The sequence below is a fragment of the Microbacterium terrae genome, assembly GCF_017831975.1.
Lineage (GTDB): Bacteria > Actinomycetota > Actinomycetes > Actinomycetales > Microbacteriaceae > Microbacterium > Microbacterium terrae.
Window position 1 is genome coordinate 2,730,724 of record NZ_JAFDSS010000001.1, and the last position, 25,447, is coordinate 2,756,170.

The following is a 25,447-nucleotide window of genomic DNA, read 5'->3' on the forward strand; positions in this document are numbered from 1 at the left end:
GCTTGCCCGAGCTCAGCGACCCCGATCACCGCCCGATGACGGCGACGATCGGGCGGTGGTCGCTGCCGCGGTCGTCGAATGACGTGACCACGGTGACGTCGTGCACCGTCCACGCCGACCCGACGAGCACGTGGTCGATCGGCGCGGCGAGCCAGGCAGGAACCGACGTCGGCCACGTTCCCGTCGCCGCGGCGCCGGCCTCGTCGGCGGCGTCCCGGCAGTCGCCGATGAGCCCCTCCCGGCCGTACGCGGAGAGGTGGTCGACGGTCGCGTTGAGGTCGCCGGCGACGATCACGTCGGGCCCGTCGCACTGCTCTGCGACCCAGGCCAGGCCCGCCCGCCACCGGTCCATCTCGTCGGGCAGGGGAGGCATCGGATGCGCGGCGACGATCACGGGCCCGCTCCCGTCGACGGGCCGCCACACGCCGCTCGGCACCCCCGGACTCGACCCGGCGGCCGGGTCGACCCGGTATTCGCCGAGGTCGGCGGCGATGAGCACCGACGTCGGCAGAGGCGAGTCGCCCGATTCGCCGTAGGTGGTACCGGCTCGCATCTCGCGCCCGGCGAGCGCGACGATCCGTGCGACCTCCGCCGCAGCGGCCGCCCCGGTCTCGGGGAGGCTGACGACGTCGGCATCCGTCTCGACGACGAGCTCCGCGATGCTCTCCGGCGACGCGGCCCCGCCGAGGGTGTTCCATGCGACGATCACGAGGTCGCCACCGGGCACGGTGTCACCGCTGCCGCGCGCGAGCAGGACGGTGCCGCTGCCGACGGACGTGGCTGCGAGCACGAGCGCGATGCCGGCGGCCACGCCCCATCGCCGCCGGAGCACCGCGACCAACGCGGCGACGCACGCGAGCACGAGGAGTGCGATCGCGACAGGCCCACGGAATGCCAGGACCTGAGCGACGACCGGCGCCAGCTGCGCACCCACGGCCTGCGGCCAGACGATCAGCACGGCCACGGGAGCACCCACGGCAAGAGTCACGAGAAGGGGGATGTGGTGCGGCTGTCGTTTCGGCATCATCTACAGTCAACAGGCCGTGAGGCCGGAGTCACACTCACGACCCGGAATTCATACGCGGCCGGGAGACTTGCACCCCCATGGACCTGATCGGTCCGCCCAGCTCTGAAAGAAGTACTGTCATGCGCGCTCTCACCCACTCCAGCTTCGGCCCGGCAGAAGACGTCCTCACCGTCGACGATCGTCCGCTCCCCGTTCCCGGGCCGGGTGAGGTGCGGGTGCGCACCGTGCTCTCCCCCATCCACAACCACGACATCTGGACCGTCCGCGGCACCTACGGGTACAAGCCGGAGCTCCCCGCGCAGTCCGGCACGGAGGCGTTCGGCGTCGTCGACGCGCTCGGAGAGGGCGTCGACGCGCTCTCCGTCGGCCAGCGGGTGTCGACCGGCGGCACGTTCGGCGTCTGGGCCGAGTACTTCACCGCCCGCGCCGGTGCGCTCATCCCCGTTCCCGACGGAGTGCCCGACGAGGTGGCCGCCCAGCTGGTGTCGATGCCGTTCAGCGCCATCAGCCTGCTCGACTTCCTTGCCCTCAGCGAGGGCGACTGGCTCGTGCAGAACACCGCGAACGGCGCCGTCGGGCGCATGGTCGCGCAGCTCGCGAGGGCGCGCGGCATCAACGTCGTCGGCCTGGTGCGCCGCGCCGCAGGTGTCGACGAGCTGCGCGAACAGGGCATCGACAATGTGGTCGCGACCGACGCCGACGACTGGCGCGACCGGGTCGCCGCGATCACGGGCGGCGCCCCGATCATCGCCGGGGTCGACTCGGTGGGCGGGGCCTCCGCGGGCGAGGTGCTCTCGCTCCTCGCCGAGAACGGCACCCTCGTCGTGTTCGGCGCGATGGCGTCGCCCGTCATGGAGCTCGGCTCGGGCGACGTGATCTTCAAGCAGATCACCGTGAAGGGCTTCTGGGGCAGCAAGGTGAGCAGTGCGATGGATGCCGCGACCCGCGGCCGCCTGTTCGGCGAGCTTCTCACCCGCATCTCGTCGGGCGAGCTCACCCTGCCGGTCTCTGCGATCTACTCGTTCGACGACATCGCCGACGCCGCACGCGCCAGCATGACCGCCGGTCGCGTCGGCAAGGTGCTGCTCCGGCCGTAAGACCGCCGCGAGCCGCGGGCCACCCGCGGTGAGACGCAGCGACCGGGCGTGAGGAGTGCGGGCAGCGACAGGGCCCGCACTCCGGGTGTGCACGTCGTCACAGTCCTGTCAGCTCGCCCCGCACGATCGAGTCTCCGGAGTGGGCCGGGTCGCCGTCGATCGGCTCGACCGACACGTCGACCAGGCTGTACTCGTCGAGGTCTACACCATCCGGGACGGCGAAGGTTCCGGAGTCGCCGTCGAGCACGCCCAGACTGATGAGCGCGCCGGCGTCGTTTCGGATCAGCCACACCTCGCGGTAGGTGTCGGCGACCACACCGCCCTCGACGCTGACCACGAGCGCGCGGGAACCGTCCCTGGCCACCTCGACGTCGGCGACGCCCGCAGCGTCGGGGTGATCGGGGAACGGGTCGAGCGCCGCCTGGGCGACCGTCGTCGGCTGGTTCACGGCGTTGATCACCCACGCGCCGATCCCGACCCCGGCGACGAGCGCGAGCGATGCGGCGAGGGCGAACAGCCCGCGCGCGCGTCGGCCCGTCCGACCGGCTGCGGGCCGGTCGGACACGGCGGCCCCGGTGTCTCGGTAAGCCGAGGGCGCGGGCGCGGCGTCTCGGGGGTCGCCGGGCGCGGCGTCGGTGTCGGTGTCGGCGTCATCCTGCGGCGCGGACCCCGACAGGGACGACGGGGTGCCGTGGGGCGGCGGGAACGCAGCATCCGCCACGGCGGCACCGGCAGCCGACGCGGCCGATCCCAGCCCCACCTCGGCCGCGATCGCGTCCCAGACGCGGTCGGGTGGCGACTCGAGGCCGACGTCGGCGGCCGTGGTGCGGGCGACCTCGACGGTGACTTTCAGCTCGTCGATCTCGGCCGCGCAGATCTCGCATTCGCGAAGATGGGCGCAGTCGGCCAGGGATGCCGCGGCCTCGCCGAGCGCGAGGAGCGCGATCTGCTCCGGATCAAGATGCGACATGGGAGACCTCCAATCTGTCGCGCATTCGGTGAAGACTTCGTCGGATGTGGCTCTTGACGGTGCCGATCGGCATGTCGAGCCGCTGGGATATCTGGGAGTGGGTCAGGTCATCGTAGAAGGCGAGCCTCACGACGGCCTGCGCATCGGGTTCGAGCTGCTCGATCTCGTTGGCCACCAGCAGACTGTCGGCCAGATCGGGCGGCTCGCGCACGAGATCTTCGGGTGACGTGGTGCGCAGCACCTCCTCCTGCACGGCTCGCACGCGGGCTCTCGCCTCGTGCGCGTCGGCGATGCGGCGCCGCGCGATGACGATCAGCCAGGTCGACAGCTTGGCCTTGCCGCGGTCGAACGAGGCGCGCGACGTCCACGCCGACACGAACGTGCGCTGCGTGACGTCTTCGGCGTCGCCCCGGTCGCCGAGCGAGCGCAGGGCCAGCGTGAACACGACGGGCGACCAGCGGCGGTAGATCTCCTCCAGCGCACGCTCGTCACCGTCGCGGAATCGCGACGCGAGGTCGTTCTCGATGTCTTCGTCGTTCATCGACGGTCTTCCTCAGTCTGGGATCGGCAGGGCGACGGCGACCACATTGTCACGGTAGCGCCCCGTCGCGGAATCGAAAGGTCCGCCGCAGGTGATGATGACGAGCGCGGATGCGCCGTCCCGGCGGAAGATCTCATCGGTGGGAAGCTGCGCCTTCTCGTGGTATTCGACGCTCTCGACGCGGTAGGCCCGGGTGGCACCGTGCTCGTCGACGACGACCACCTCGCCGCCCGGCGTCAGATCGCGCAGTCGTGCGAGCGGTCCGATCGGATAGGCCGGCGCGTCGACGTGGGCTGACAGCACCATATGACCCTCCGTCGAGACTGCGTCGGGTCCGAACCGATACCAGCCGGCCACCGCGGGGTCCTCGGGGAGCTCCATCTGCGAGCTGTCATCGACCCCGACCGGCGCGACAGGCATGTGGACCCCGATCGCGTCGATCTCGAGCCGCGTCGGCGCCACCGACGACTCGGCCGGCACGACCGCCGCCGAGGTGACCGGCACGTCGACCGCGGGTGTGGCTGCCGGTCTGGGCGTCGTCGTCGGCGAGGAGGTCGCGGCGGACTCGGCCACGCCCGCCCCCGGCGAGCCGCACGCGACGAGGGATGCCGCGAGCACGGCGGCCACCATCAGGCCCGCAGCGCGGGTCCCGATGACCCCGGCCCGCGGCATCCCTGTGCTCACGCGTCCTGCGAGGCCCGGCGACGGACCACCACGACACCGGCGGTGACCGCGAACGCGATCACGGCAGCCGCTCCGACGATCCACAGGGCCGTCATCTGCGCGTCGCGCTCGGCGAGGTAGCCGGCGGTGCCGGACGGCACGCCGTCGGGGCTGGAGTGCAGACCGGTGATGTTCTGCACGGCGAGGTCGAGGTTGCCCGCCTCGGCGCTGCCCCAGGCGTACACGATCGTCAAGGCTCCCTCGTCGACCGTGACGTCGGCCGGGCCGATGACCGGGTCGGTCGTGCCTTCCAGTGCGACGGCGGCAGAGATGGTGCCGGCGGCGAGGTCGAGGCTCGACTCGTCGGGGTTGACCAGACCGGTGATCACCGCGGTGTCGCCGGCGAGGACGTCGACGGCCGGCGCAGCGGCGACGTGACGCACGGTGAGTCGCCCCTCACCTGCGGCGGTGGCCGAGAGGTCGTTGCTGAACGCCGTGACCGTGGGATCGCCCGCCTCGTCCAGGTGCGCCGCGGCGGTGTAGCTCATGGTCGCCTCGAGGGTCAGAGTGATCGGGCCGAGCACGGGAGAGCTGTCGTCGGCGGCATCGGTCGCCGTCAGGGCCACCTCGTAGTCGCCCGCGGGCAGGTCGAGCGGGCCGGCGAGGTCGCCCGGCTGGAAGTCGTCGATGGTCAGCTCGCCGTTGACGTAGACGTCGACGGGAGTGTCGGGGATGCCGTGCAGCACCGACAGGTCGGCGCTGGTGTCGGAGATCGCCGAGGCGGGCAGGGCGAGGCCGAGGGCCGCGACCAGCCCGGCCGCGATGCCGGCTGCAGTGGTCTTGCGCATGATGTGCTCCAGTTCGGGCGGAGGTCTCCGCATCGATCGGGCTCCTGGTGGTGCCGTCGCCTGGTGTCTTCCGGCGCAGGGGACGAAACGGATGCAGCCCCACTGGGAATCGTCGAATCCGCGGCTGGGTGCATCCGCAGCATCCGATCCTCCGGAATACCCCTTCGCGAGCCGTCCGGCCCGCAGGCATCGAAGGAGCTGACCATGAAGAAGCGCACTCGCATCGCCCTCGCCGCAGCAGCAGCTGTGGGGCTGGTGCTCTCCGCCGCGCCCGCGCAGGCCCACGGCGGGTCGACACCGGCGGGAACGATCGTCGACGTCGCGGTCGCCGCGTCGGGCGGCGGCACGCCCGACAGGAACCCGCGCGACTACGACATCCTCGTGCAGGCGATCCTGGCGACCGGCCTGGACGGCGCGCTCGCCGACACATCGAAGACCTACACCGTGTTCGCGCCGAACGACCGCGCCTTCCTGCGCCTCGTCGGCGACCTGACCGGCTCCGTGCCGGCGTCGGAGGCCGACGCCCTCGCGGCGATCACCGCGACATTCAGCACTGATGAGATCGCGAACGTGCTGCTCTACCACGTGGTCGCGGGCAAGAAGCTCGGCCCGGTGAAGGTGATCACCTCGAAGTCGCTCACCATGGCCAACGGCGGCACCGTCGCGCCGCGCGGGATCACCCTGCGCGACGAGACGCCCGCACTGGCGGATCCGCGGCTGGTGCTGTGGAAGATCAACATCCCGGCCACCAACGGCGTGATCCACACGATCGATCGCGTCCTCGTTCCCGCGAGCTGATCAGCCGCGGATGAGGCCCGCCCCTCCGCCCCCAGCCGGTGGGGCGGGCCGCCCCCGGCTCGGACTCGCGACTCCGGACTCGCAGCGTCACGAAGGAGCCTGACATGAAGACCAAGACCATCGAGGCGACCGCGTACCGCTACACGCGGTACGGCGACGCCGATGTGCTGAAGGCACACGTCTTCCCGCTCGACCCGCCCCTGCCGGGGGAGGTGACGGTCGAGGTCATCGCGACCGGCATCAACCACATGGAGGCGTTCCTGCGCAACGGCCGGGAGCAGACCTGGATGGACGACGGCTGGCCGCGCTCGTCCGGGAGCGACTTCACCGGCGTCGTGCGCGCCGTGGGCCCGGGAGGACGACTGTCGCGCGGCGACGAGGTGATCGGCCATGTGCGCACCGGCGCGCACGCCACCCATCTGAATGTCGCCGAGTCGCGCCTGGTCGCCAAGCCGCGCACGCTCACGTGGGAAGCCGCGGGCGGGCTCTTCCTCGCCGGCGCCACGGCGACGACGGTGCTCGACGACCTCTCGATCGGCCCCGACGACACCGTCGTGGTCTCGGCCGCGGCGGGCGGTGTCGGAAGCATCGAGACGCAACTGGCCAAGTCCCGGGGAGCCCGGGTGATCGGCACCTGCGGCGACCGGAACTTCGACTATCTGCGCCAGCTGGGCATTCATCCGGTGCGCTACGGCGACGGGATGGTCGACCGCATCCGCCAGGCGGCGCGGGGGCCGGTGACGGCGTGCATCGACAACTTCGGCAAGGACGGCGCCGAGATCGCCGCAGCGCTCGACGTGCCGGCGGAGCGCCATCTGTCCAGCGCCGACCGGCGCCAGGTCGAGCTCGATCTGCTGAGCGACGGCCCCGAGGCGGTCGCGCGCGCGACCGAGATCCTGCGCACGGTGGCCGGCCTTGCGGCGTCCGGCGCGTTCCGCACCCTCGTCTCGGGGCTGTACCCCCTCGACGAGATCACCGCCGCCTACGAAGACCTCGAGCGCCTTCACTCGCGCGGCAAGATCGTGCTCGCCACCCACCCTGTGACTCCGTTCAGCATGCTGCGCGCACGCGAGCTGTTCGAAACGATGCCCTGAGCGGCGCGCGCGACCCCCACCCCCGACCGCCCACCCAGAGGAGAGAGAGAACATGTCCGCATCCGCCTCGGCGTCCCCCGTCGCCGGCACCGCCTCCCGCGACCTCGTCCGCCAGGTCGTCGTGCTCGTCAGCTCGGTCATCGCGATCGTCGGAGCCTTCATCGGATCGGGGGTGTTCCTCGGCACGCCGGTGCAGGAGGCCTCCGGCGGCTACCTCGCGGCCGACGCGACGCTCATCGCGCCCGGCACCGGGGCATTCCGCATCTGGAGCGTCATCTACGCCGGCATGCTCGCCTACGCCGTGTGGCAGGCACTCCCCGCTCAGCGGCACGACGAGCGTCAGCGCCGGATCGGCTGGTGGGTCGTCGCGTCACTGGTGCTCAACGCCGTATGGATCGGGGTCGTGCAGGTGGGGCAGCTCGCGCTGAGCCTGCTGGTGATCGTCGCGCTCCTCGCGGTGTTGTGCCGCCTGTTCGCGCTGCTGCGGGACTCGGCGCCGAAGAACCGGTTCGAAGCAGTCGTGGCCGACGGGTCGATCGGCCTCTACCTGGGCTGGGTGATCATCGCGACCGCCGCGAACACCACGGCGGTGCTCGTCGCCGGCGGATTCGAGGGTTTCGGCCTCGCGCCCGAGGCATGGGCCGTCGTCGTGCTCGCTGCCGCCGCGGCAGTCGGAGTCGCCCTCGCGTTGTGGGACCGCGGGCGCATCGCCCCGACCCTCTCGCTGTCGTGGGGCATCTGCTGGGTGGCCGTGGCACGCCTGACCGACGAGCCGTACTCGCCGGTCACCGCCTACGCCGCCATCGGCGCCGCCGCCCTGGTCATCGCCGCGACGGCATTCGCACGAGTGCGCCACGAGCGACGCGTCGCCTGAGGTGACGGATGCCGCGAAGTCGGATGCCGCGGTGCAGCGCGCGTCGGGCTGAGGCGTCGGGCTGAGTGTCACACCGCGGCGCGTGCCTCCGTCGCTGCGGGTTCGCGGCGCGCCGGCGCGAGGGCGAGCGTGGCACCGAGCCCGACCACGAGGAACCCGGCCGCACTCCAGGCGGCCAGCCGGGTGGCCTGCGAGAACGCCGCTGCCGCGTCGTCGGCGATGTCCGCCGTCTGGGGGTCGGCGGCGAGCTCGGGGATCGCTGCGCCCGCGCTGTCGACGACAGCCGAGGTGATCTGCTCGCGCTGATCGGCAGGCACGCCGTCGTCGGCGAGACTCGCGTCGAGCAGAGCGGCCGTGCTGCCGAAGAGGATCGTGCCGAGCACCGCGATCCCGAGCGCCGAGCCCACCTGGCGCGACGTGGACTGCGTTCCCGATCCCTGGCCGCTCTCAGCGACCGGCACGTCGACGAGGATCACGCCGGTGAGCTGGGCTGTGGCCAGACCCACGCCGAACCCGTAGACGAGCAGGCACGGGATGAGCCACCCCCACGCGCCGTCGGGGGTGATCGCGAACCCGAGAGCGACGATGCCGATGATCTCGGCCGCGAGCCCGGCGCGCACCACGAGCACGGGCGACACCCGCCCGCTGAGGGCGCCGGCGATGCCGCTCGCGGCGAAGGATCCGACGGCGAGCGCGACGAGCATGAAGCCGGTCTGCAGCGCATCGAATCCCACCACGAACTGCAGCCAGAGCGGAAGCGAGAGGATCACACCGAACTCCCCGAGCGACACCAGAAGCGCGGCGATGTTGCCGTTGCGGAAAGAGCGCAGCGAGAACAGCGAGAACGCGATGAGGGTGGGCTTGCCGACGCGCTGACGGTGCAGCCCCCACATGACGAATGCCGACGCGGCGACCACGGCGAGCGCGAGAGCGATCGGCACCGGCGAGAGCGCCCACGGCCAGGTCCAGTCCCCGATCGTGAGCTCTTCGTCGGTGAACCACCACCCGTAGGAACGTCCTTCGATGAGCGCGAAGACGAGTGCCGAGAACGTGACGACCGACAGCGCGGCGCCGACGACGTCTATCTTCTGCACGCGATCGGCACGCGACTCTCGCACTGCGAAGAACGCGCCGATCACGATCGCGATGCCGAGCGGCACGTTGATCCCGAACGCCCAGCGCCACGAGAACTCGGTCGTGAGCCATCCGCCCAGGAGGGGCCCCAGCGCCGCCATACCGCCGATGGTCGAGCCCCACACCGCGAAGGCGATGCCCCGCTCGCGCCCCTGGAAAGTGGCGTTGATGAGCGACAGAGTGGTCGGAAGCACCATCGCTCCCCCGACGCCCTGGACCAGCCGCGCCAGGATGAGGAGACCACCGGTGGGTGCCAGAGCGGCGCCGACCGAAGCCAGCGCGAACAGCGCGACGCCGATGAGCATGACGCGTCGGCGCCCGAACCGGTCGGCGAGAGCCCCGAAGACGAGCAGCAGCGAGGCGAACACCAGGGTGTAGGCCTCTTGGATCCACTGCACCTCGGTGGATGTGACACCCAGGTCGTCGACGATCGCGGGGATCGCGACGTTCACGATCGTCGAGTCGACGATGATCAGCGACACCGCGACGCTGATGACGACGAGGCCGAGCCAGCGGCGCGAGTCGGGAATAGTCATTTAGCTAGTTTATCTAGCTAGTGTGCCAGCGACGCCTTTCGCGACAACGTCATCCGCCCGCATCGACACGATCGGCACGGGTCGATGGGAGAGGCGATCAGGCGACACGCACACCTCGGTCGAGCCGGATCATCCGATCGGCCGCGGCGGCCTCTGCCTCGTCGTGCGTGATGCACGCCACCGCGGCGCCGCGCCCGGCCTCGGCCGAGAGGATCAGCCGCGCACGCTCGACGCTGCGGCGGTCGAGTCCTGCCGCGGGCTCGTCGAGCAGCAGCACGTCGGGCCTGCGCACGAGCCCCTGCGCGATGAACACCCGCTGACGCTGACCGCCTGAGAGCGCCGCCAGCGGCCGGTCGGCTAGGTCGGCCATCCCGACTCGGTCGAGCGCGTCGAAGACAGCACTGCGGGCGTCGCGCCGGCGCATCCGCCGCCCGCGCTTCCACGTGCCCATGGCGACGACGTCGGCCGCGGACACGGGCAGAGCTTCCGGTGCGGCCGGCCGCTGAACGACGAGGGCGACGTCGCCTCGTCGATCGACGGCGCCCGCGCGAGGACGGATCACGCCGGCGAGCAGCTCTATGAGCGTCGACTTGCCCGAGCCGTTCGGTCCGACGATCGCCGTCACCTCGCCGGGCCGGAGTTCGAGCGAGACGTCGTGCAGGACGTCGTCGCCCGAGTATGCGAAGCACACGCCTCGAGCGATCACGGCCGGTTCGGGTGGGGTCATGCGGGCAATCCTACCGAATTGAGAATGATTCTCATTTGCATGTAGAGTCACCGATCGTGTCCTTCTTCACCGATCCGTTCAGCACCGAGTTCTTCGCCCGAGGCCTTATCGGTGGCTCGATCGTCGCGGTGATCTGCGCGGTGGTGGGCACCTGGGTCGTCATCCGCGGCATGGCCTTCCTGGGGGAGGCGATCGGGCACGGGATGCTCCCCGGCGTCGCGCTGGCGACGGTCCTCGGGCTGCCGGTCCTCATCGGCGGCGCCGTCAGCGCCGTGGCGATGAGCGTAGCAATCGGGGTGCTGCAGCGGCGCGGCAGGCTGTCGTACGACACCAGCATCGGGATGCTGTTCGTCGCGATGCTGTCGCTCGGAGTCATCATCGTGTCGCACTCGCGAAGCTTCGCGACCGACGCCACGGCGATGCTCTTCGGCGACATCCTCGCGGTCCGGCCCGTCGACGTCGTGGTGCTCGCCGGGGCGCTCGCGCTCACCCTCACGATCGCCGTCGTGTTCCACCGGTCCTTCGTGGCCGCCACGTTCGACACGCGGATCGCGCACACGCTCGGACTCGACCCGCGGCGGGCGCACATCGCGCTGGTCGGCCTCGTCACGCTCGCCGTCGTCGCGTCGTATCAGGCGGTCGGGACCCTTCTCGTGGTCGGCCTGCTCCTCGCGCCGGCCGTGGCCGCACGCGCCTGGACGACCCGCATCCCCACGACGATGGGGGTCGCCGCAGGGGTGGGGATCCTCGCTGTCGTGCTCGGCCTCCTCGCATCCTGGCATCTCGGCACCGCCGCGGGAGCCTCCATCGCGATCACGGCCATCGCACTCGCGGCCGCATCCTCCGGCGCACGGGCACTCGGTCGGCGCACGCTGCGCCGGCGGGCGACGCACGCCACTCCTTCCGTCACCCCGCAGCTCACCGCTGTCCGCTGACGCTCACCCGACCGGCATCCGAAATGGAACCCATGATCTTCCGTCGTCTCACACTCGCCCTGCCTGCTCTGCTCACCGCCGCAGCGCTGACGGCGTGCGCAGGCACAGCCGCGCCGGCCACCACCTCGGCCACCTCAGACGGAAGCGGCAACGGCGCGGAGTCGAGCGGGCACGGGGAGATGGCGGGCGCGGCGGAGCTGAACGAGCCGCCGCTCGCCCTGATGTCGATCGACTCCGCCGGCGAGGTCGCCCTGCTCGACCTCCTCACGGGCGAGTCGAGCCCGATCGGCGCGGTCGCCTCTCCGGCGGCACTGGCGACCGACGGTCGCTACGGCTTCGTCACCACCGCCGACGGACTGGAGATCGTCGACTCCGGCCGGTGGAGCTGGGACCACGGAGATCACTTCCACTACTACTCGGCCGCCCCGCGGATCGTCGGCACGGTTCCCGGCGGCGGTGAGGCCGTCGCGACGACGGGGATGCTCTCCACAGCGGGCGCGACGGGCGTTTTCTTCGGTGGCACGGGCGAAGCGGTGCTGCTCGACAACGCGTCGCTGGCGGACGGCGAGATCACCGAGCTGTTCCGGATCGCGACCGGAGCCGAGACCGGCGTCGTCGCTCCGCTCGGAGACGGCGCCCTGCTCGCCGACCGCGACACCCTCGTGTTCCACCACGCTTCGGGCGCGGCGACCGACGCGACGGCTGCGTGCGTCGGAGCCGCCGGCGCGATCACCACGCGCGTCGGGCTGGTCGTCGGATGCGTGGACGGCGCGGTGCTCTCCACCTGGGAGGACTCGGCGCCGGTGTTCGAGCGCATCCCGTACCCGGTCGGAGCCGATGCCGTTCGGGCCACGGCGTTCGACGGCCGAAAGGGCCGCCCGACCGTCGCCGCACTCGCGGGCGACGCCGGATTCTGGCTGCTCGACACGCGGGAGCTCGCCTGGCGGCTCGTACCGACAGACATGCCCCTTGCACGGGTGAGCGCGGTCGACGATGCGGACGGGAACGTCGTCGCCCTCAGCGCCGACGGCCGCGTCCTCGTGTACTCGGCGCAGTCGGGCGAGCAGCTGGCGGCCACGGGGCCGCTGGTCGGCGACGTCGGGGCCTCGGCGTCGCTGACCGTCGACGATCAGCGCGCCTACGTCAACGATCCGGCCACGGGCGTCGTGTTCGAGATCGACTACGGCGATGGCGCGCGGGTCGCCCGCACGCTCACCACCCCCACTGCCGCGCACTTCGTCGCGGAGGTCGGCCGATGAGCCGCCGCCGTGTCGCGGCATCCGTCGCCCTCGCGGCATCCGTCGCCATCACCGGCTGCGCCGCCGGTGCCGCCGACGACCGACCGCAGATCGTCGTGACCACGAACATCCTCGGCGACGTCGTCGAGCGCATCGCGGGCGACGAAGCCGTCGTGACGACGCTGATGAGGCCGAACGCCGACCCGCACTCGTTCGAGATCTCGGCGCAGGAGGCCGCCCTCATGGACTCGGCCGACCTGCTCGTGTCGAACGGTCTCGCTCTCGAAGAGGGCTTGCAGCAGCACCTCGATCGCGCGATCGACGGTGGTGTCGCGTCGGTCGTCGCGGGCGATCACATCGACGTGCTCGACTACACCGCCGACGATGCGGCGGGCGCACCCGACCCCCACTTCTGGACCGACCCGGCGCGGATGGCCGATGTCGTCGACGCCGTCGAAGCCGCGCTCGAAGACGTCCCCGGGGTGGAGGATGCCGCGATCCGCGCCGGCGCGGACGCGTACCGGAGCGAGCTCGCGGAGCTCGATGCCGAGATGACGGATGCCTTCGCCGCGATCCCGGCGGAGAGTCGTGCGCTCGTCACCAACCACCACGTCTTCGGGTACCTCGCCGACCGGTACGGCTTCCGCATCGTGGGCGCGGTGATCCCCGGCGGCACCACGCTGGCGGCTCCGAGCGCCGCCGACCTCCGAGGCCTCGTCGAGGCGATCGACGAGGCCGGTGTGCCGACCATCTTCGCCGAGTCGTCGCAGCCCGACCGACTGATGCAGGTGCTCGCGAGCGAGGCCGGCATCGAGGTCGAGGTGGTGGAGCTCTACACCGAATCACTCACCGAGCCCGGCGACGGCGCCGACACCTACCTGGCGATGATGCGCGCCAACACCGAACGCATCGCCGAGGGCCTCACCCGCTGAGGCGCACACGAAAGGGAAATGATGAAACGACACACGCGACTGACCGCGGCAGCAGCGGTCTTCGCGGGCATCTCGCTGATCGCGACGGCCTGCGCCACTCCGGCGGATCCCGCGGGCGGGTCCGGCGCAACACCGACCGACGAGGGATCGTCGGCGAGCGCGCAGGGACGCGTCGCCGTCTCGTATCCCGGCGGCATCGCCGTGCTCGACCCCGAGACCCTCGAGGTCGTGGCCGAGCTGGATTCCGATGAGTTCACGCGTCTGAACACCTTCGGAGACGGGCGCACGATCGCCGTGACGACCTCCGAGGGATTCCAGATGCTCGACACCGTGGAGCCGGCCCTGACCGACGTGGTCTTCGACGCGTCGGCGCCCGGTCACGTCGTCGTCCACCACGGCAAGACCGTGCTCTTCGACGACGGCACCGGAACGACGACCATCCTCGACACCGACGCGTTCGCCGACGGATACGACGGCCTCCCCGAGACGACGACCTACACCGCCGACGCACCGCACCACGGGGTGTCGATCGTGCTCGAGGACGGCACGCTCGTCACGACCGTCGGCACCGCCGAATCGCGCTCGGGCGCCGTCGCGCTCCACCCGCACGACGATCACTTCGACGAGGCGGCATCGAGCGATCAGTGCCCCGGCATCCACGGCGAGGGCACGGCCGCCGACGAGGCAGTGATCTTCGGCTGCGAAGACGGCGCACTGCTGTTCCAGGGCGACGAGTTCGTGAAGTTCGACGCGCCCGACGAGTTCGGGCGCATGGGCAACGCGTTCGTCTCGGAGTCGAGCCCCATCGTCGTCGGCGACTACAAGAACGACCCCGACGCCGAGGGATACCTGCTGGGCGCCGTCACCCTCATCGACACCGCCGAGCAGACCTTCGAGGTCGTCGACCTCCCCGACGAGGTGCAGTACACCTTCCGCGACATCGCCCGCGGCCCGGGGGATCTCGCCTACATCCTCTCGACCGACGGGCAGATCCACGTCCTCGACCCCGAGAGCGGCGCGCTCACCGGCGCCTACCCGGTGGTCGAGCCGTGGGAGGGACCCGCCCAGTGGCAGGACGCCCACCCGGCGATCAAGGTGAACGGCGACATCGCGTACGTCACCGAGCCCGCGGCGAACGCGGTCCACGCCGTGGATCTGACCAGCGGCGAGGTCATCGCGACCGTGGAGCTCGACCACACGCCGAATGAGCTGGCGGTCGCGATCGGCTGATCGAGATCGTCGAGCGGGGACGGATGCCGCTGATGCGAGCATCCGTCCTCGTCGTCCCACGTCACCGTTCCCCGAACATACGCTTGGTTAGGTTAGGCACACCTTAGTAAGGTCTACTCATGGCTTCCGACTCCCGGCGATCCGATCCCGCCGTGCCCGCCCACTTCCTCATCGCCGGAGACCTCAGCGATCTGCCGCTTCTGCGGCGGCTGCTCGAACGCCTGCCCGTCGACGCCTACGGGCAGGTCTTCATCGAAGTGTCTGCCGCCTTCCAGGTGATCGATCTCCCCTCCCCGCCCGAGATGACGGTGACCTGGCTGGTCGGCGACACGTCTCCCCTCTCGCCCCCGCGCGGCGAACTGGCAGCGCGCGCGGTCGTCGCCTGGGTGTCGGAGTGGATGCCGGAAGAACGGGATGCCCACACCGCGCCCTACGTCATGTGGATCGGCTGTTCCACGAGCACCGTCATGGATCGGCTCTACGACCGCCTCGGCGACCGGCTCGACCATCTGCACCTCCACCACCGCCACCACGACTGAGTGCGCGATCGAGGGGGTGAGTGCGGTGGCCTTCAGGGCGCCACCCACCTGGCCCACGACGAAACCGGGCAAGAAAAAACCCCCGTTAAACGGGGGTTTCTCTGGCGGTGACGGTGGGATTTGAACCCACGGTAGGGGGTTACCCTACACAACTTTTCGAGAGTTGCACCTTCGGCCGCTCGGACACGTCACCGTCGTCCAGTTTACGACACGACGGCGGAGGAGCGAAATCGACGCAACTGAACGCATCCCGCCCACATGTCGGCAGCCGGGTCTAGCGTTGCAGGCGTGACCGATCCGTCGCCCTCGACCGCCGCCGCGCCGATGCCCGCGAAGCAGCGCGTGGTGCTCTGGATCGCGGTGCTCGCATCGTTCGTGGCGTTCCTCGACGGCACGGTCGTCAACGTCGCCCTGCCGGCGATCAGCGACGAGCTCGGCGGCGGCCTCACCACGCAGCAGTGGGTGGTCGACGCCTACCTCATCACGCTCGGCGCGCTGATCCTCGTGGCCGGGTCGGTCAGCGACGCCTACGGGCGGGTGCTGGTGATGCGGATCGGACTCGTCGGCTTCGGCATCGCATCGGTCGCGATCGCGGCGGCGCCGACGGCCGAGTTCCTGATCGTCGCACGGGCGGTCCAGGGTGCGGCGGGGGCTTTCCTCGTGCCCAGCTCGCTCGCGCTCATCACCTCCACCTTCCGCGGTGCGGCGCAGGGCCGCGCCATCGGCATCTGGACGGCCGGCACGACCGGCGCCATGATCGCCGGCCCGCTCATCGGCGGCCTGTTCGTCGATCTGCTGTCGTGGCGGCTCGTCTTCCTCATCAACGTCGTGCCGATCGCCGTGACGCTGTGGCTGCTCGCGCGCGCCCACCTGCGAGACGAACGGCGGACGGATGCCGCGATCGACTGGCTCGGCGCCGTGCTGTGCACCCTCGGGCTCGGCGGCATCGTCTTCGCGCTCATCGAGCAGCCGCGGCTGGGCTGGGGCTCGCCGATCATCTGGGGCACGTTCGCCGGCGGCAGCATCCTCTTCGCCCTCTTCCTGCTGCGGCAGCGGACGGTGACCTCCCCGATCCTGCCGCTCGAACTGTTCCGCGTGCGCAACTTCTGGACCGGCAACGTCGCCACGGCCTTCATCTACGGCGCGCTCGCCCTGAACGGACTCGTGGTCGTCGTCTACCTGCAGCAGGGCGCAGGGCTGCCCGCAACCCTGGCCGGACTCGCCAGCCTGCCGGTCACCCTGCTGCTCATCCTCCTGAGCACGCGCGTCGGTGCGCTGTCGGGCCGGTGGGGCCCCCGCCTGTTCATGACGCTGGGGCCGATCGTCATGGGCGTCGGCGCCCTGCTCCTGCTCACGGTCTCGACCGCGTTCTCGTACTGGTGGCAGGTGCTCCCGAGCATGATCGTGATGGGACTCGGGCTCGCCCTCACCGTCTCGCCGCTGACCTCGACGATCCTCGGCGCGATCGAGTCGGAGCGGTCGGGCATCGCGTCGGCGGTGAACAACGCGGTCGCCCGTGTCGCCGGCCTCATCGCGGTCGCCCTGCTCGCCGTCATCGTGGGCGGATCCCTCGATCTCGAGGGGTTCCACCGCGCGGCGATCGTCACCGGCGTGCTGATGTTCGCCGGCGGACTCGTCTCGCTCGCGGGCATCCGCAACCCTCCGAAAGTCGATGAGCCTCCACCCACGACGTGATGACGAACGGATGCCGGGATCGTTAAGCCCGGCGGCGACGCTGGCCCGCGGCATCCGGGCCCTGCCAGACTGACGATATGGCCGTCATCGAGAACTCGAAAGTCACCGTCGTCGGAGCAGGCAGCGTCGGATCCAGCGTCGCGTACGCCGCCCTCATCCGCGGTTCCGCCCGCCACGTCGCCCTCTACGACATCGCCACCGCCAAGGTCGAGGCCGAGGTGCTCGACCTCGCCCACGGCACCCAGTTCACCGGGTCGAGCGACATCGTCGGCGGCAGCGACATCTCGGTGGTCGAAGGTTCGCACGTCGTCGTGATCACCGCCGGCGCGAAGCAGAACCCCGGGCAGACCCGCATCGAGCTCGCGGGCGTCAACGCCGGCATCATGCGCAAGATGATGCCGCAGCTGCTCGAAGCCGCCCCGAACGCCGTGTACGTGATCGTCACCAACCCCTGCGACGTGCTCACCGTGCTCGCACAGGAGGAGACCGGGCTGCCTCCGGAGCGCATCTTCGCCTCGGGCACCGTGCTCGACACGTCGCGCCTGCGGTGGAAGCTCGCCGAGCGCGCGGGCGTCGCGACCTCGAGCGTCCACGCCTACATCGTCGGCGAGCACGGCGACACCGAGTTCCCGCTGTGGTCGAAGGCGACCATCGGCACCGTGCCGATCCTCGACTGGGTCACCCCAGCGGGCGACCGCATGACGGTGGAAGAACTCGACCAGATCGCCGTCGACGTGCGGGATGCCGCCTACAAGGTCATCCAGGGCAAGGGTGCGACCAACTACGCGATCGGACTGTCGAGCGCCCGCATCGTCGAGGCGATCCTCGGCGACGAGCACGCGGTCATGCCCGTCTCGGCGGTGCTCCGCGACTTCCACGGGGTCGACGGCGTCGCCCTGTCGGTGCCGTCGGTGGTCTCGGCGGCGGGAGCCTCGCCGATCCGCGAGACGCAGTTCGACCCGAAGGAGCTCGAGCTCTTCCGCCGGTCTTCCGACGCGCTCGCCCAGGTGGCGTCGACCCTGCGCGGCTGACGCGCGTCCTCCGGCGGGGATGTCGCGGGCCGGGCCTACGCTGGGGGAATGGCCCGACGCCCCACCCAGACCGCGCCCTATCGGTGCACAGAGTGCGGGTGGACGACCCTCAAATGGGTCGGGCGCTGCGGTGAGTGCCAGCAGTGGGGCACCGTCGTCGAGGCGGCCGAGCAGACCGGCATCACGCGATCGGTGACGCCCGTCGTGCCGGGCGCCGGGCGGCAGGCGCGGCCGATCACCAGCATCGACACCTCCGACGTGCCGCGCCGCACAACGGGCGTCGGCGAGTTCGACCGCGTGCTCGGCGGCGGCGTCGTGCCGGGGGCGGCGATCCTCCTCAGCGGCGAGCCGGGCGTCGGCAAGTCCACGCTCCTCCTCGAGGTCGCGGTGCAGGCAGCACGCAACGGGCGCCGCGTGCTCTACGCCAGCGCCGAAGAGTCGGCGGCGCAGGTGCGTCTGCGCGCGGAGCGCACCGGTGCGCTGCACGACGAGCTGTACCTCGCCAGCGAGACCGACCTCGCGACCATCCTCGGCCACGTCGACGACGTCGAGCCCGACCTGCTCATCGTCGACTCCGTGCAGACCGTCTCCTCTGCCATGTCAGAGGGAATGGCCGGGCATCCGTCGCAGGTGCGCGAGGTCGCGTCCACGCTCATCCGGGTCGCCAAGGAGCGGGCCCTGCCCACGATCATCGTCGGCCACGTGACCAAAGACGGCTCGATCGCCGGTCCCCGCATCCTCGAGCACCTCGTCGACGTCGTCTGCCACTTCGAGGGCGACCGGCAGACCTCGCTGCGATTCGTGCGTGCACTCAAGAACCGCTTCGGCCCGACGGACGAGGTCGGATGCTTCGACATGACCGGTGCCGGCATCGCCGAAGTGGCCGATCCGTCGGCGCTGTTCCTCGGGCACGGCGCCCCGCAGCCCGGCACCTGCGTCACGATCGCGCTCGAAGGCCGGCGCGCATTGCCCGTCGAGGTTCAGGCCCTCACCATCAAGACCGCAGCCCCGAACCCGCGCCGCGTGGTCAACGGGGTCGACGGTCCCCGCGTCGCCATGGTGCTCGCCGTGCTCGAACGCCGCGGCCTCATCACCGTCTCCGACCAGGACGTCTACGTCTCTACGGTCGGGGGCGTGCGGCTTACCGAACCGGCGGCCGACCTCGCGATCGCGATCGCCGTCGCGAACTCGCTCCGTGACGTGGCGCTCCCCCGCGGTGTCGCGGCGATCGGCGAACTCACCCTCACCGGCGAGATCCGTCCGGTCACCCAGGCGGCGCAGCGCCGGTCCGAGGCATCCCGGCTCGGGTACTCGACGCTGATCGACGAGGGATCGAAGACGCTCCGCGGGGCCCTCGACGATCTCTCGACGCGCTCGAGTGCGCGGCCGGGAGACGAGGCGCCGAAGTTCTGAGCCGAGCCTGCAGTCACCGCCCGCGGGGACGGTGGCGTCGACCTCGCTCGACGAACGCGAGGGCGATCGGCAGGATGAGCCCGATCGCGCAGACTGCGGCGACGATGAAGAAGTCCACCCGGTGAGCATGCCAGCCAACCCGACCCGCTCGGTGTGCCGGGTCGGCGTGTCGGAAGGACGGTTCGGGCCCGTTCCGGCGCTCTGCGCGGCCGCGCTCGACGTCAGGCTTCGAGGGCGGCGATGAGGTCGGCGGGCGTCGCCTGCAGCGGGTGCGGGCCTGCGATATCGAAGAAGACGGTGGTGATCTCGGCCTCGTAGGTGCCGAGAAACGCCCGCAGCCACGCGGGCGACTGCAGCGCCACGCCCGGCGGCAGGGCAGCCGGCTTGTGGGCCGCGTCGCTGAAGAGCAGCAGCGCGACGTCGCCCGTGTTCGGATCGCGGTACGTCCACACCTCGCCGGCGTCGAGCGGATTGTCGCGCTGGCCGGGGCGCATGAGCGGCACGACTGTCGGGCCGTGACGCAGCGCGAAGGCGACCGCCGCCATGTCCTGCGTCTGCAGTGCGTCACCGAGCTGCGTGTTGCGGAACTCGAGCGGCTCCTTCTTCTGCGCGCGCTTCTTGGCCATCCGTCCAGCGTACGCGGGCGCACGCCCCGTTTCGTCTCGTCGCTGCGCTCCTCGCTCAACGACCGAGAGATGGACTCGAGCACGTTTCGTCTCGTCGCTGCGCTCCTCGCTCAGCGTCCGGGATCAGCCTTCACCCGGAACACCCACCGGTCGTTGAGCGAGCGAAGCGAGACGAAACGCCCCCGCGCTCCCGCTCAGGTGAGGAACCCGCGCAGCAGCGCCTCGGACCCGGCCAGGTGCTCGAGCACCGCCGCTTCGGCGGCATCCGTCCTCCCGGCCAGGATCGCGTTCACGATCTTCTCGTGCTGCGCATTCGAGTGCTCGATGTTGCGCGGCAGCAGCGGAAAGGTGTCGAGCCAGACGTTCACCCGCGCGCGGTTCTCGGCGGCGAGCGCGACGAGCGAGGGGATGCCGGCTATCTCGGCGATCGTCAGGTGCAGCAGGGTGTCGAGCCGGCGGTAGTCGGCCTCGGATGCCGCGGCGGCGGCCTCGTGCCGAGCCCACAGCTCCTCGCGGATGTCGGCGTCGAGCGTGCGCCCCGCCGCCGCCCGGGCGGCTCCCGCCTCGAGCACGCGGCGCAGGCCCAGCACGTCATCGAGTTCGGCCGGATCGACCTCGCCCGGGTGCGGCGGCTGCGGCAGCGGGTCGGCGACGAAGGTGCCGCCGTACCGGCCGCGGCGGCGCACCAGGTATCCAGTGTCGGCGAGCTCGCGGATCGCTTCGCGCACCGTGTCGCGGCTCACCGCGTAGCGGGCGGCGAGGTCGCGCTCCGACGGCAGCGACTCGCCCGGTGCGACGACCCCGAGTCGGACCGTCTGCACGAGCCGCGCCACCGTGTCTTCGAGCGCGTTGCCCCCGCGCACGGGCCGGTATACGGCCCGGCGCACCTCGTGGAGCTTCGCGTCACTCATGGTCGCATCCACTCTCGCGTGCCGAACGCAGGATGGATGAGCGATGGATGCCGCGACACGCCGTGCGCGGCATCCATCTCACTCGCTCATCCTGCATACGGCACATGTGGCTCCTGGGCGGGGCAAAGCCGCGGCTCAACCCCGGGGACGGTGAACGGGGGTCAGAGCGGCGTCACGTACGCGGCGGTGATGCCGCCGTCGACGCTGAACGTCGACGCGGTGATGAACGAGGCGTCGTCGGAGGCGAGGAAGGCGACGGCCGCGGCGAGTTCTTCGGGCTCGGCGAACCGGCCGACGGGCACGTGCACCAGGCGGCGCTGCGCGCGCTCGGGGTCTTTCGCGAACAGCTCCTGCAGCAGCGGGGTGTTCACCGGGCCGGGGCACAGGGCGTTCACGCGGATGCCCTGGCGGGCGAACTGCACGCCGAGCTCGCGGGTCATGGCGAGAACGCCGCCCTTCGAGGCGGTGTACGAGATCTGCGACGTCGCCGAGCCGAGGAGGGCGACGAACGAGGCCGTGTTGATGATCGACCCCTTGCCCGCCGGCACCATGTGACGAAGCGCGGCCCGCGAGCAGAGGTACACGCTCTTGAGGTTCACGTCCTGCACGCGGTCCCACGCCGGCAGCTCGGTCGTCTCGATCGAGTCGTCGTCGGCCGGCGAGATTCCCGCGTTGTTGAAGGCGATGTCGACCGAGCCGAGGTCTGCGGCGACGCCGTCGAAGAGCTCGTCGACGGATGCCTCGTCGGCGACGTCGACGTGACGGAACACTCCCCCCACCTCGGCCGCCGCGGCCTCGCCGCTCACCGGGTCGAGGTCGGCGATCACCACCTTCGCCCCCTCGGCGGCGAAGCGGCGCGCGGTCGCCAGGCCGATGCCCGACGCACCGCCGGTGATGATGGCGACGCGGTCCTTCAGTCGCTGCGTCAGATCCATGGGTGGGTCCCCCTTCGGGTGGTGGTGCTGAGACGGATGCCGGTCACGAGGCACCCGTCGCGTAGAAGACGTTCTTCGTCTCGGTGAAGTGCTCGGCCGCGTCGGGTCCGAGCTCGCGCCCGAGGCCCGAGGCCTTCATGCCCCCGAAGGGAGTCCAATACCGCACCGAGGAGTGCGAGTTCACCGACAGCACGCCGCTCTTCACCCCCCGCGACACGCGCACGGCGCGGCCGAGGTTCTCGGTCCAGATCGACCCGGCGAGGCCGTAGGCGGTGTCGTTGGCGAGGCGCACGGCATCCGCTTCGTCGTCGAACGGGATCACCGCGACGACGGGGCCGAACACCTCCTCCTGCGCGAGGCGGTCGCCCGGGGCGGCGAGCACGACAGTCGGCGCGAACCAGAACCCGTCGCCGTCCGGCGCCGTGCCGCGGAAAGCGACATCGGCCCCGTCGAGATACCCGGCGACGGTCGAGCGGTGCGCGGCGGAGATGAGGGGACCCATCTCCGTCCGCTCATCGGCGGGGTCGCCCACCCGCCACGCGGCGACGGCGGGCTCGAGCAGCTCGAGGAACCGGTCGTAGACCGAGCGCTCGACGAGGATGCGGCTGCGCGCGCAGCAGTCCTGCCCGGCGTTGTCGAAGACCGCTCCGGGTGCCGCCGCTGCGGCCTTCTCGATGTCGGCGTCGGCGAAGACGATGTTGGCGCTCTTCCCGCCGAGCTCGAGGGTGACGGGCTTCAGGGCGCGCGCACAGCCCGCCGCGACCTCGACTCCCACCTCCGTCGAGCCGGTGAACACGACTTTGCGCACGTCGGGGTGCGACACGAAGCGCTGGCCGACGACCGATCCCGATCCGGTGACGACCTCGAACAGCCCGGGCGGCAGCCCGGCCTCGAGCGCCAGGTCGCCGAGCCGCATCGCGGTGAGCGGGGTGAGCTCGGCCGGCTTCAGCACGACCGCGTTGCCCGCGGCGAGCGCGGGCGCGAACGCCCACGACGCGATCGTCATCGGGAAGTTCCACGGCACGATCACCCCGACCACGCCGTACGGCTCGTGGAAGGTGACGTCGAGTCCGCCGGCGACCGGGATCTGACGGCCGCTCAGCCGCTCGGGTGCGCCGGCGTAGAAGTTCAGCACCTGGGCGACGTGCGACGCCTCCCACCGTGCCGAGCCGATCGGATGCCCCGAATTGAGAACCTCGAGCTGTGCGAGCTCCTCGACGTGAGCCTCGACCACGCGGGCGAACGAGCGCAGGGCGTCGGCTCGGGCGAGGGGCGGCAGAGCCGACCACGCCCGCTGCGCGACCACGGCGCGGGCGACAGCGGCGTCCACCTCGTCGATCGAGGCACGAGCCACGTCGCGGATCGGCTGCGCCGTCGTCGGGTTGATCACGGTGAAGGTCATGCGCGCACCTGTCTCGCGGGCTGGGGGCGTTTCGTCTCGCTCCGCTCGCTCGACGACCGCGCAGGCGACGGCTGTTCGCTCGACGACGAGGATCGTCGCCGTTCGGCGAAGACGGATGCCTCGGCCACGAGTCCGGCGAAGAGGCGCCGGTCTTCGACGTTCTCCTCCGGGTGCCACTGCACCCCGACCACGTACCCGTCACCGTCGGACTCGAAGGCCTGAACCAGGCCGTCGTCGGTGCGGGCGGTCGCGATGAGGCCCGAGCCGAGCCGATCGATGCCCTGGTGGTGGTAGCTGTGCACGTCGAGCGACTGCTCGCCGACCAGCTGCGCCAGCCGGGTCCCGGGGTCGACGGTCACCGCGTTCGTCGCGAAGACGCCCCCGCCGATTCGGTACCGCTCGGTGCCGAGGGCCTCGGGGAGATGCTGGTGCAGCGTGCCGCCGCGAGCGACATTGATCAGCTGCAGGCCGCGGCAGATGGCGAGCACCGGCACACGTCGCGCCTCGGCGCCGCGGAAGAGTGCAAGCTCCCACGAGTCGCGGTCGGTGCGTGCCGGGTCGGTCGTCGGGTGACGCTCGGCGCCGTACAGGGCCGGATCGACGTCGAGTCCGCCGGTCAGGATCAGTCCGTCGAGGCCGTCGAGCACGACATCCGCCGCCGCATCGGGCGACGGCTGCGGCGGGAGCAGCACAGCGATCCCGCCCGAGGCCGTCACCGCGTCGAAGTACTGCTGGGGCAGGAACGCGGCACGCACGTCCCAGACCCCCTGCTTCGCCTGCTCGAGATAGGTCGTCAGCCCGATCACCGGGCGCCGGGGTTCAGAGCCGCTCAAAGCCACGCACCCGCTCCCAGTCGGTCACCGCCGCGTCGTAGGCCTCCACCTCGACGCGCGCCTGGTTCAGATAGTGCTCGACGACCTCGTCGCCGAAGGCCGCGCGGGCGATCGCCGAGCCGTCGAACAGCTCGGCGGCCTCTCGCAGCGTGGTCGGCAGGTGGTCGACGCCCGCGGTGTACGCGTTGCCCGTCAGGGCCTCGGGCAGGGGCAGTTCGTGCTCGATGCCGTGCAGGCCGCCGGCGATGATCGCCGCGGTCGCCAGGTACGGGTTCACGTCGCCGCCGGGCACCCGGTTCTCGACGCGCAGCGAGTGCCCGCGGCCGATCACGCGCAGCGCGCAGGTGCGGTTGTCGATGCCCCACGCGACTCCGGTCGGGGCGAACGTGCCCTTCGCGTACCGCTTGTACGAGTTGATCGTCGGCGCGTAGAGCAGGGTGAACTCGCGGAGGGTGGCCAGGATGCCGGCGATCCAGTGCTCCATCAGCGGACTGAACCCGTGCGCCCCGTCCCCCGCCATGACAGCCTCCCCACTGTCGGAGCGCACCGACAGATGGATGTGGCAGCTGTTGCCCTCGCGCTCGTCGAACTTCGCCATGAAGGTGAGCGACTTGCCGTGGCTGTCGGCGATCGCCTTGGCGCCGTTCTTGTAGATCGTGTGCTGGTCGGCCGTCTCGAGCGCCTCGGCATAGCGGAACGCGATCTCCTGCTGACCGAGGTTGCACTCCCCCTTCACCCCTTCGGTGTAGAGCCCCGCGCCGTCCATCGACAGTCGGATGTCGCGCAGCAGCGGCTCGAGTCTGCCCGAGGCGAGCAGGTCGTAGTCGACGTTGTAGTCGGTCGACGCCGTCAGCCCGCGGTAGCCCTTCGCCCAGGCATCACGATAGGTGTCGTCGAAGACGATGAACTCGAGCTCGGTGCCCGAGTACGCGACGAGGGATCGTTCGGCGAGGCGCGCGCGCTGGCGGTGGAGGATGTCGCGCGGCGACTGCACCACCGGCTCCCCCTCCTCCCATACGAGGTCGGCCATCACGAGCGCGCTGCCGGGCAGCCACGGGATGCGGCGCAGCGTGGCGATGTCGGGACGCAGCACCATGTCGCCGTAGCCGGTCTCCCAGCTGGCCATCGCGTAGCCGTCGACGGTGTTCATGTCGACGTCGACCGAGAGCAGGTAGTTGCAGGCCTCCGCGCCGTGGGCGAGCACCTCCTCCTGGAAGAGGCGCGACGACACCCGCTTGCCGACGAGGCGCCCCTGTGCGTCGGGGAACGCGACGACCACGGTGTCGATGGCGCCCTCGGCGATCGCCGCATCCAGTTCGGCGACGGTCAGGTTTCCCGGCATCCGCGTTCCCTCCAGCCAGATCATCGCGCCGAGGTCACGGTGCGGATCCCCACTGTAACGAGATTTTCACGATCAA

The 25,447-nt window shown here is 71.0% G+C and carries 25 protein-coding genes and 1 tRNA gene; 12 read left to right on the forward strand and 14 right to left on the reverse strand.

All coding sequences use genetic code 11. The annotated features are described in order from the left end of the window. Positions 1–25: 25 nt before the first annotated feature. Positions 26–1,024: an endonuclease/exonuclease/phosphatase family protein gene (locus tag JOD63_RS12490; protein ID WP_045274905.1), complete on the reverse strand. Its 999-nt coding sequence runs from the start codon at positions 1,022–1,024 to the stop codon at positions 26–28. A gap of 122 nt (positions 1,025–1,146) precedes the next feature. Here JOD63_RS12490 and JOD63_RS12495 point away from each other — a divergent pair, with 122 nt between their 5' ends. Continuing rightward, positions 1,147–2,124: a zinc-binding dehydrogenase gene (locus JOD63_RS12495; protein WP_045274872.1), complete on the forward strand. Its 978-nt coding sequence runs from the start codon at positions 1,147–1,149 to the stop codon at positions 2,122–2,124. A 97-nt stretch (positions 2,125–2,221) separates the two neighbouring features. Here JOD63_RS12495 and JOD63_RS12500 read toward each other — a convergent pair whose 3' ends face one another. From JOD63_RS12500 to JOD63_RS12515, 4 genes are read right to left on the reverse strand one after another with little or no spacing between them, the layout of a single operon-like run. Further along, positions 2,222–3,094: an anti-sigma factor gene (locus tag JOD63_RS12500; protein WP_045274871.1), complete on the reverse strand. Its 873-nt coding sequence runs from the start codon at positions 3,092–3,094 to the stop codon at positions 2,222–2,224. Further along, positions 3,081–3,635, reverse strand: a complete 555-nt coding sequence (locus JOD63_RS12505) for an RNA polymerase sigma factor (protein WP_045274870.1) — start codon at positions 3,633–3,635, stop codon at positions 3,081–3,083. Before JOD63_RS12505 ends, JOD63_RS12500 begins: the two co-directional genes overlap by 14 nt. Before the next feature lie 12 nt (positions 3,636–3,647). After that, a complete protein-coding gene (locus JOD63_RS12510; protein ID WP_245617947.1) occupies positions 3,648–4,319 on the reverse strand; it encodes a class F sortase in 672 nt (223 codons plus the stop codon). Beyond that, positions 4,316–5,146, reverse strand: coding sequence for a DUF4397 domain-containing protein (locus JOD63_RS12515; RefSeq protein WP_045274869.1), 831 nt, complete (start codon positions 5,144–5,146; stop codon positions 4,316–4,318). Before JOD63_RS12515 ends, JOD63_RS12510 begins: the two co-directional genes overlap by 4 nt. A gap of 204 nt (positions 5,147–5,350) precedes the next feature. Between JOD63_RS12515 and JOD63_RS12520 the strand changes: the two genes are divergently transcribed. The 3 genes from JOD63_RS12520 (at position 5,351) to JOD63_RS12530 (ending at position 7,912) form a co-directional block, all read left to right on the forward strand. Further along, positions 5,351–5,944, forward strand: coding sequence for a fasciclin domain-containing protein (locus JOD63_RS12520; RefSeq protein ID WP_045274868.1), 594 nt, complete (start codon positions 5,351–5,353; stop codon positions 5,942–5,944). A gap of 104 nt (positions 5,945–6,048) precedes the next feature. Further along, positions 6,049–7,038, forward strand: a complete 990-nt coding sequence (locus tag JOD63_RS12525; protein WP_045274867.1) for an NADP-dependent oxidoreductase — start codon at positions 6,049–6,051, stop codon at positions 7,036–7,038. Positions 7,039–7,090: 52 nt separating this feature from the next. Further along, the gene (locus tag JOD63_RS12530; protein WP_045274866.1) at positions 7,091–7,912 is read left to right on the forward strand and encodes a TspO/MBR family protein; all 822 of its coding nucleotides are present in this window, start codon (positions 7,091–7,093) and stop codon (positions 7,910–7,912) included. A gap of 68 nt (positions 7,913–7,980) precedes the next feature. On the opposite strand, the gene JOD63_RS12535 is transcribed toward JOD63_RS12530, so the two are convergent. Then, entirely contained in the window at positions 7,981–9,582 is a 1,602-nt protein-coding gene (locus JOD63_RS12535) for a DHA2 family efflux MFS transporter permease subunit (protein ID WP_045274865.1), read from the reverse strand. 97 nt (positions 9,583–9,679) lie between these two features. Then, the gene (gene aztA, locus JOD63_RS12540) at positions 9,680–10,309 is read right to left on the reverse strand and encodes a zinc ABC transporter ATP-binding protein AztA (RefSeq protein WP_045274864.1); all 630 of its coding nucleotides are present in this window, start codon (positions 10,307–10,309) and stop codon (positions 9,680–9,682) included. Positions 10,310–10,365: 56 nt separating this feature from the next. On the opposite strand from aztA, the gene aztB reads away from it, so the two are divergent. The 5 genes from aztB (at position 10,366) to JOD63_RS12565 (ending at position 15,183) form a co-directional block, all read left to right on the forward strand. Beyond that, positions 10,366–11,244 carry a zinc ABC transporter permease AztB gene (aztB, locus tag JOD63_RS12545; protein ID WP_045274863.1) on the forward strand — a complete coding sequence of 293 codons (879 nt, stop codon included), beginning with the start codon at positions 10,366–10,368 and terminating at the stop codon, positions 11,242–11,244. A 32-nt stretch (positions 11,245–11,276) separates the two neighbouring features. Beyond that, a complete protein-coding gene (locus JOD63_RS12550) occupies positions 11,277–12,503 on the forward strand; it encodes a hypothetical protein (protein ID WP_045274862.1) in 1,227 nt (408 codons plus the stop codon). Beyond that, a complete protein-coding gene (gene aztC / locus JOD63_RS12555; protein ID WP_045274861.1) occupies positions 12,500–13,414 on the forward strand; it encodes a zinc ABC transporter substrate-binding protein AztC in 915 nt (304 codons plus the stop codon). The genes JOD63_RS12550 and aztC overlap by 4 nt, the downstream gene beginning before the upstream one ends. 18 nt (positions 13,415–13,432) lie before the next feature. Further along, a complete protein-coding gene (gene aztD / locus JOD63_RS12560; protein WP_157003945.1) occupies positions 13,433–14,644 on the forward strand; it encodes a zinc metallochaperone AztD in 1,212 nt (403 codons plus the stop codon). A gap of 119 nt (positions 14,645–14,763) precedes the next feature. Further along, on the forward strand, positions 14,764–15,183 hold the full coding sequence (locus tag JOD63_RS12565; protein WP_052682418.1) for an SIP domain-containing protein: 420 nt from the start codon (positions 14,764–14,766) through the stop codon (positions 15,181–15,183). Between the two features lie 102 nt (positions 15,184–15,285). On the opposite strand, the gene JOD63_RS12570 is transcribed toward JOD63_RS12565, so the two are convergent. Further along, a tRNA-Ser gene (locus JOD63_RS12570) sits at positions 15,286–15,376 on the reverse strand. A 131-nt stretch (positions 15,377–15,507) separates the two neighbouring features. Here JOD63_RS12570 and JOD63_RS12575 point away from each other — a divergent pair. The 3 genes from JOD63_RS12575 to radA all read left to right on the forward strand — a co-directional run bounded on the left by JOD63_RS12575 (position 15,508) and on the right by radA (position 19,322). Next, positions 15,508–16,878 (forward strand): MFS transporter, encoded by a 1,371-nt coding sequence (locus tag JOD63_RS12575; RefSeq protein WP_045274901.1) that lies wholly within the window; start codon positions 15,508–15,510, stop codon positions 16,876–16,878. A gap of 77 nt (positions 16,879–16,955) precedes the next feature. Continuing rightward, positions 16,956–17,909, forward strand: coding sequence for an L-lactate dehydrogenase (locus JOD63_RS12580; RefSeq protein ID WP_045274860.1), 954 nt, complete (start codon positions 16,956–16,958; stop codon positions 17,907–17,909). A gap of 48 nt (positions 17,910–17,957) precedes the next feature. Continuing rightward, positions 17,958–19,322, forward strand: a complete 1,365-nt coding sequence (gene radA, locus JOD63_RS12585; RefSeq protein ID WP_045274859.1) for a DNA repair protein RadA — start codon at positions 17,958–17,960, stop codon at positions 19,320–19,322. A gap of 221 nt (positions 19,323–19,543) precedes the next feature. Here the strand turns inward: radA and JOD63_RS12590 are convergent, their stop codons facing one another. The 6 genes from JOD63_RS12590 to JOD63_RS12615 all read right to left on the reverse strand — a co-directional run bounded on the left by JOD63_RS12590 (position 19,544) and on the right by JOD63_RS12615 (position 25,371). Next, positions 19,544–19,948, reverse strand: coding sequence for a hypothetical protein (locus tag JOD63_RS12590; protein WP_045274858.1), 405 nt, complete (start codon positions 19,946–19,948; stop codon positions 19,544–19,546). 194 nt (positions 19,949–20,142) lie between these two features. Then, positions 20,143–20,859, reverse strand: a complete 717-nt coding sequence (locus tag JOD63_RS12595; protein WP_045274857.1) for a FadR/GntR family transcriptional regulator — start codon at positions 20,857–20,859, stop codon at positions 20,143–20,145. Between the two features lie 161 nt (positions 20,860–21,020). Further along, positions 21,021–21,794, reverse strand: a complete 774-nt coding sequence (locus tag JOD63_RS12600; RefSeq protein WP_045274856.1) for a 3-oxoacyl-ACP reductase — start codon at positions 21,792–21,794, stop codon at positions 21,021–21,023. 43 nt (positions 21,795–21,837) lie between these two features. Further along, the gene (locus JOD63_RS12605) at positions 21,838–23,196 is read right to left on the reverse strand and encodes an aldehyde dehydrogenase family protein (RefSeq protein ID WP_045274855.1); all 1,359 of its coding nucleotides are present in this window, start codon (positions 23,194–23,196) and stop codon (positions 21,838–21,840) included. Further along, positions 23,193–24,035 (reverse strand): gamma-glutamyl-gamma-aminobutyrate hydrolase family protein, encoded by an 843-nt coding sequence (locus tag JOD63_RS12610; RefSeq protein ID WP_084613404.1) that lies wholly within the window; start codon positions 24,033–24,035, stop codon positions 23,193–23,195. Before JOD63_RS12610 ends, JOD63_RS12605 begins: the two co-directional genes overlap by 4 nt. Further along, positions 24,016–25,371, reverse strand: a complete 1,356-nt coding sequence (locus JOD63_RS12615; protein WP_045274899.1) for a glutamine synthetase family protein — start codon at positions 25,369–25,371, stop codon at positions 24,016–24,018. The genes JOD63_RS12610 and JOD63_RS12615 overlap by 20 nt, the downstream gene beginning before the upstream one ends. Positions 25,372–25,447: the final 76 nt, after the last annotated feature.

Coding starts and splice junctions, on each gene's coding strand:
- JOD63_RS12490 (WP_045274905.1), bottom strand. CDS start 1,024: ATGCCGAAACGACAGCCGCACCACATCCCCCTTCTCGTGACTCTTGCC.
- JOD63_RS12495 (WP_045274872.1), top strand. CDS start 1,147: ATGCGCGCTCTCACCCACTCCAGCTTCGGCCCGGCAGAAGACGTCCTC.
- JOD63_RS12500 (WP_045274871.1), bottom strand. CDS start 3,094: ATGTCGCATCTTGATCCGGAGCAGATCGCGCTCCTCGCGCTCGGCGAG.
- JOD63_RS12505 (WP_045274870.1), bottom strand. CDS start 3,635: ATGAACGACGAAGACATCGAGAACGACCTCGCGTCGCGATTCCGCGAC.
- JOD63_RS12515 (WP_045274869.1), bottom strand. CDS start 5,146: ATGCGCAAGACCACTGCAGCCGGCATCGCGGCCGGGCTGGTCGCGGCC.
- JOD63_RS12520 (WP_045274868.1), top strand. CDS start 5,351: ATGAAGAAGCGCACTCGCATCGCCCTCGCCGCAGCAGCAGCTGTGGGG.
- JOD63_RS12525 (WP_045274867.1), top strand. CDS start 6,049: ATGAAGACCAAGACCATCGAGGCGACCGCGTACCGCTACACGCGGTAC.
- JOD63_RS12530 (WP_045274866.1), top strand. CDS start 7,091: ATGTCCGCATCCGCCTCGGCGTCCCCCGTCGCCGGCACCGCCTCCCGC.
- JOD63_RS12535 (WP_045274865.1), bottom strand. CDS start 9,582: ATGACTATTCCCGACTCGCGCCGCTGGCTCGGCCTCGTCGTCATCAGC.
- aztA (WP_045274864.1), bottom strand. CDS start 10,309: ATGACCCCACCCGAACCGGCCGTGATCGCTCGAGGCGTGTGCTTCGCA.
- JOD63_RS12550 (WP_045274862.1), top strand. CDS start 11,277: ATGATCTTCCGTCGTCTCACACTCGCCCTGCCTGCTCTGCTCACCGCC.
- aztC (WP_045274861.1), top strand. CDS start 12,500: ATGAGCCGCCGCCGTGTCGCGGCATCCGTCGCCCTCGCGGCATCCGTC.
- aztD (WP_157003945.1), top strand. CDS start 13,433: ATGATGAAACGACACACGCGACTGACCGCGGCAGCAGCGGTCTTCGCG.
- JOD63_RS12565 (WP_052682418.1), top strand. CDS start 14,764: ATGGCTTCCGACTCCCGGCGATCCGATCCCGCCGTGCCCGCCCACTTC.
- JOD63_RS12575 (WP_045274901.1), top strand. CDS start 15,508: ATGCCCGCGAAGCAGCGCGTGGTGCTCTGGATCGCGGTGCTCGCATCG.
- JOD63_RS12580 (WP_045274860.1), top strand. CDS start 16,956: ATGGCCGTCATCGAGAACTCGAAAGTCACCGTCGTCGGAGCAGGCAGC.
- radA (WP_045274859.1), top strand. CDS start 17,958: ATGGCCCGACGCCCCACCCAGACCGCGCCCTATCGGTGCACAGAGTGC.
- JOD63_RS12590 (WP_045274858.1), bottom strand. CDS start 19,948: ATGGCCAAGAAGCGCGCGCAGAAGAAGGAGCCGCTCGAGTTCCGCAAC.
- JOD63_RS12595 (WP_045274857.1), bottom strand. CDS start 20,859: ATGAGTGACGCGAAGCTCCACGAGGTGCGCCGGGCCGTATACCGGCCC.
- JOD63_RS12600 (WP_045274856.1), bottom strand. CDS start 21,794: ATGGATCTGACGCAGCGACTGAAGGACCGCGTCGCCATCATCACCGGC.
- JOD63_RS12605 (WP_045274855.1), bottom strand. CDS start 23,196: ATGACCTTCACCGTGATCAACCCGACGACGGCGCAGCCGATCCGCGAC.
- JOD63_RS12615 (WP_045274899.1), bottom strand. CDS start 25,371: ATGCCGGGAAACCTGACCGTCGCCGAACTGGATGCGGCGATCGCCGAG.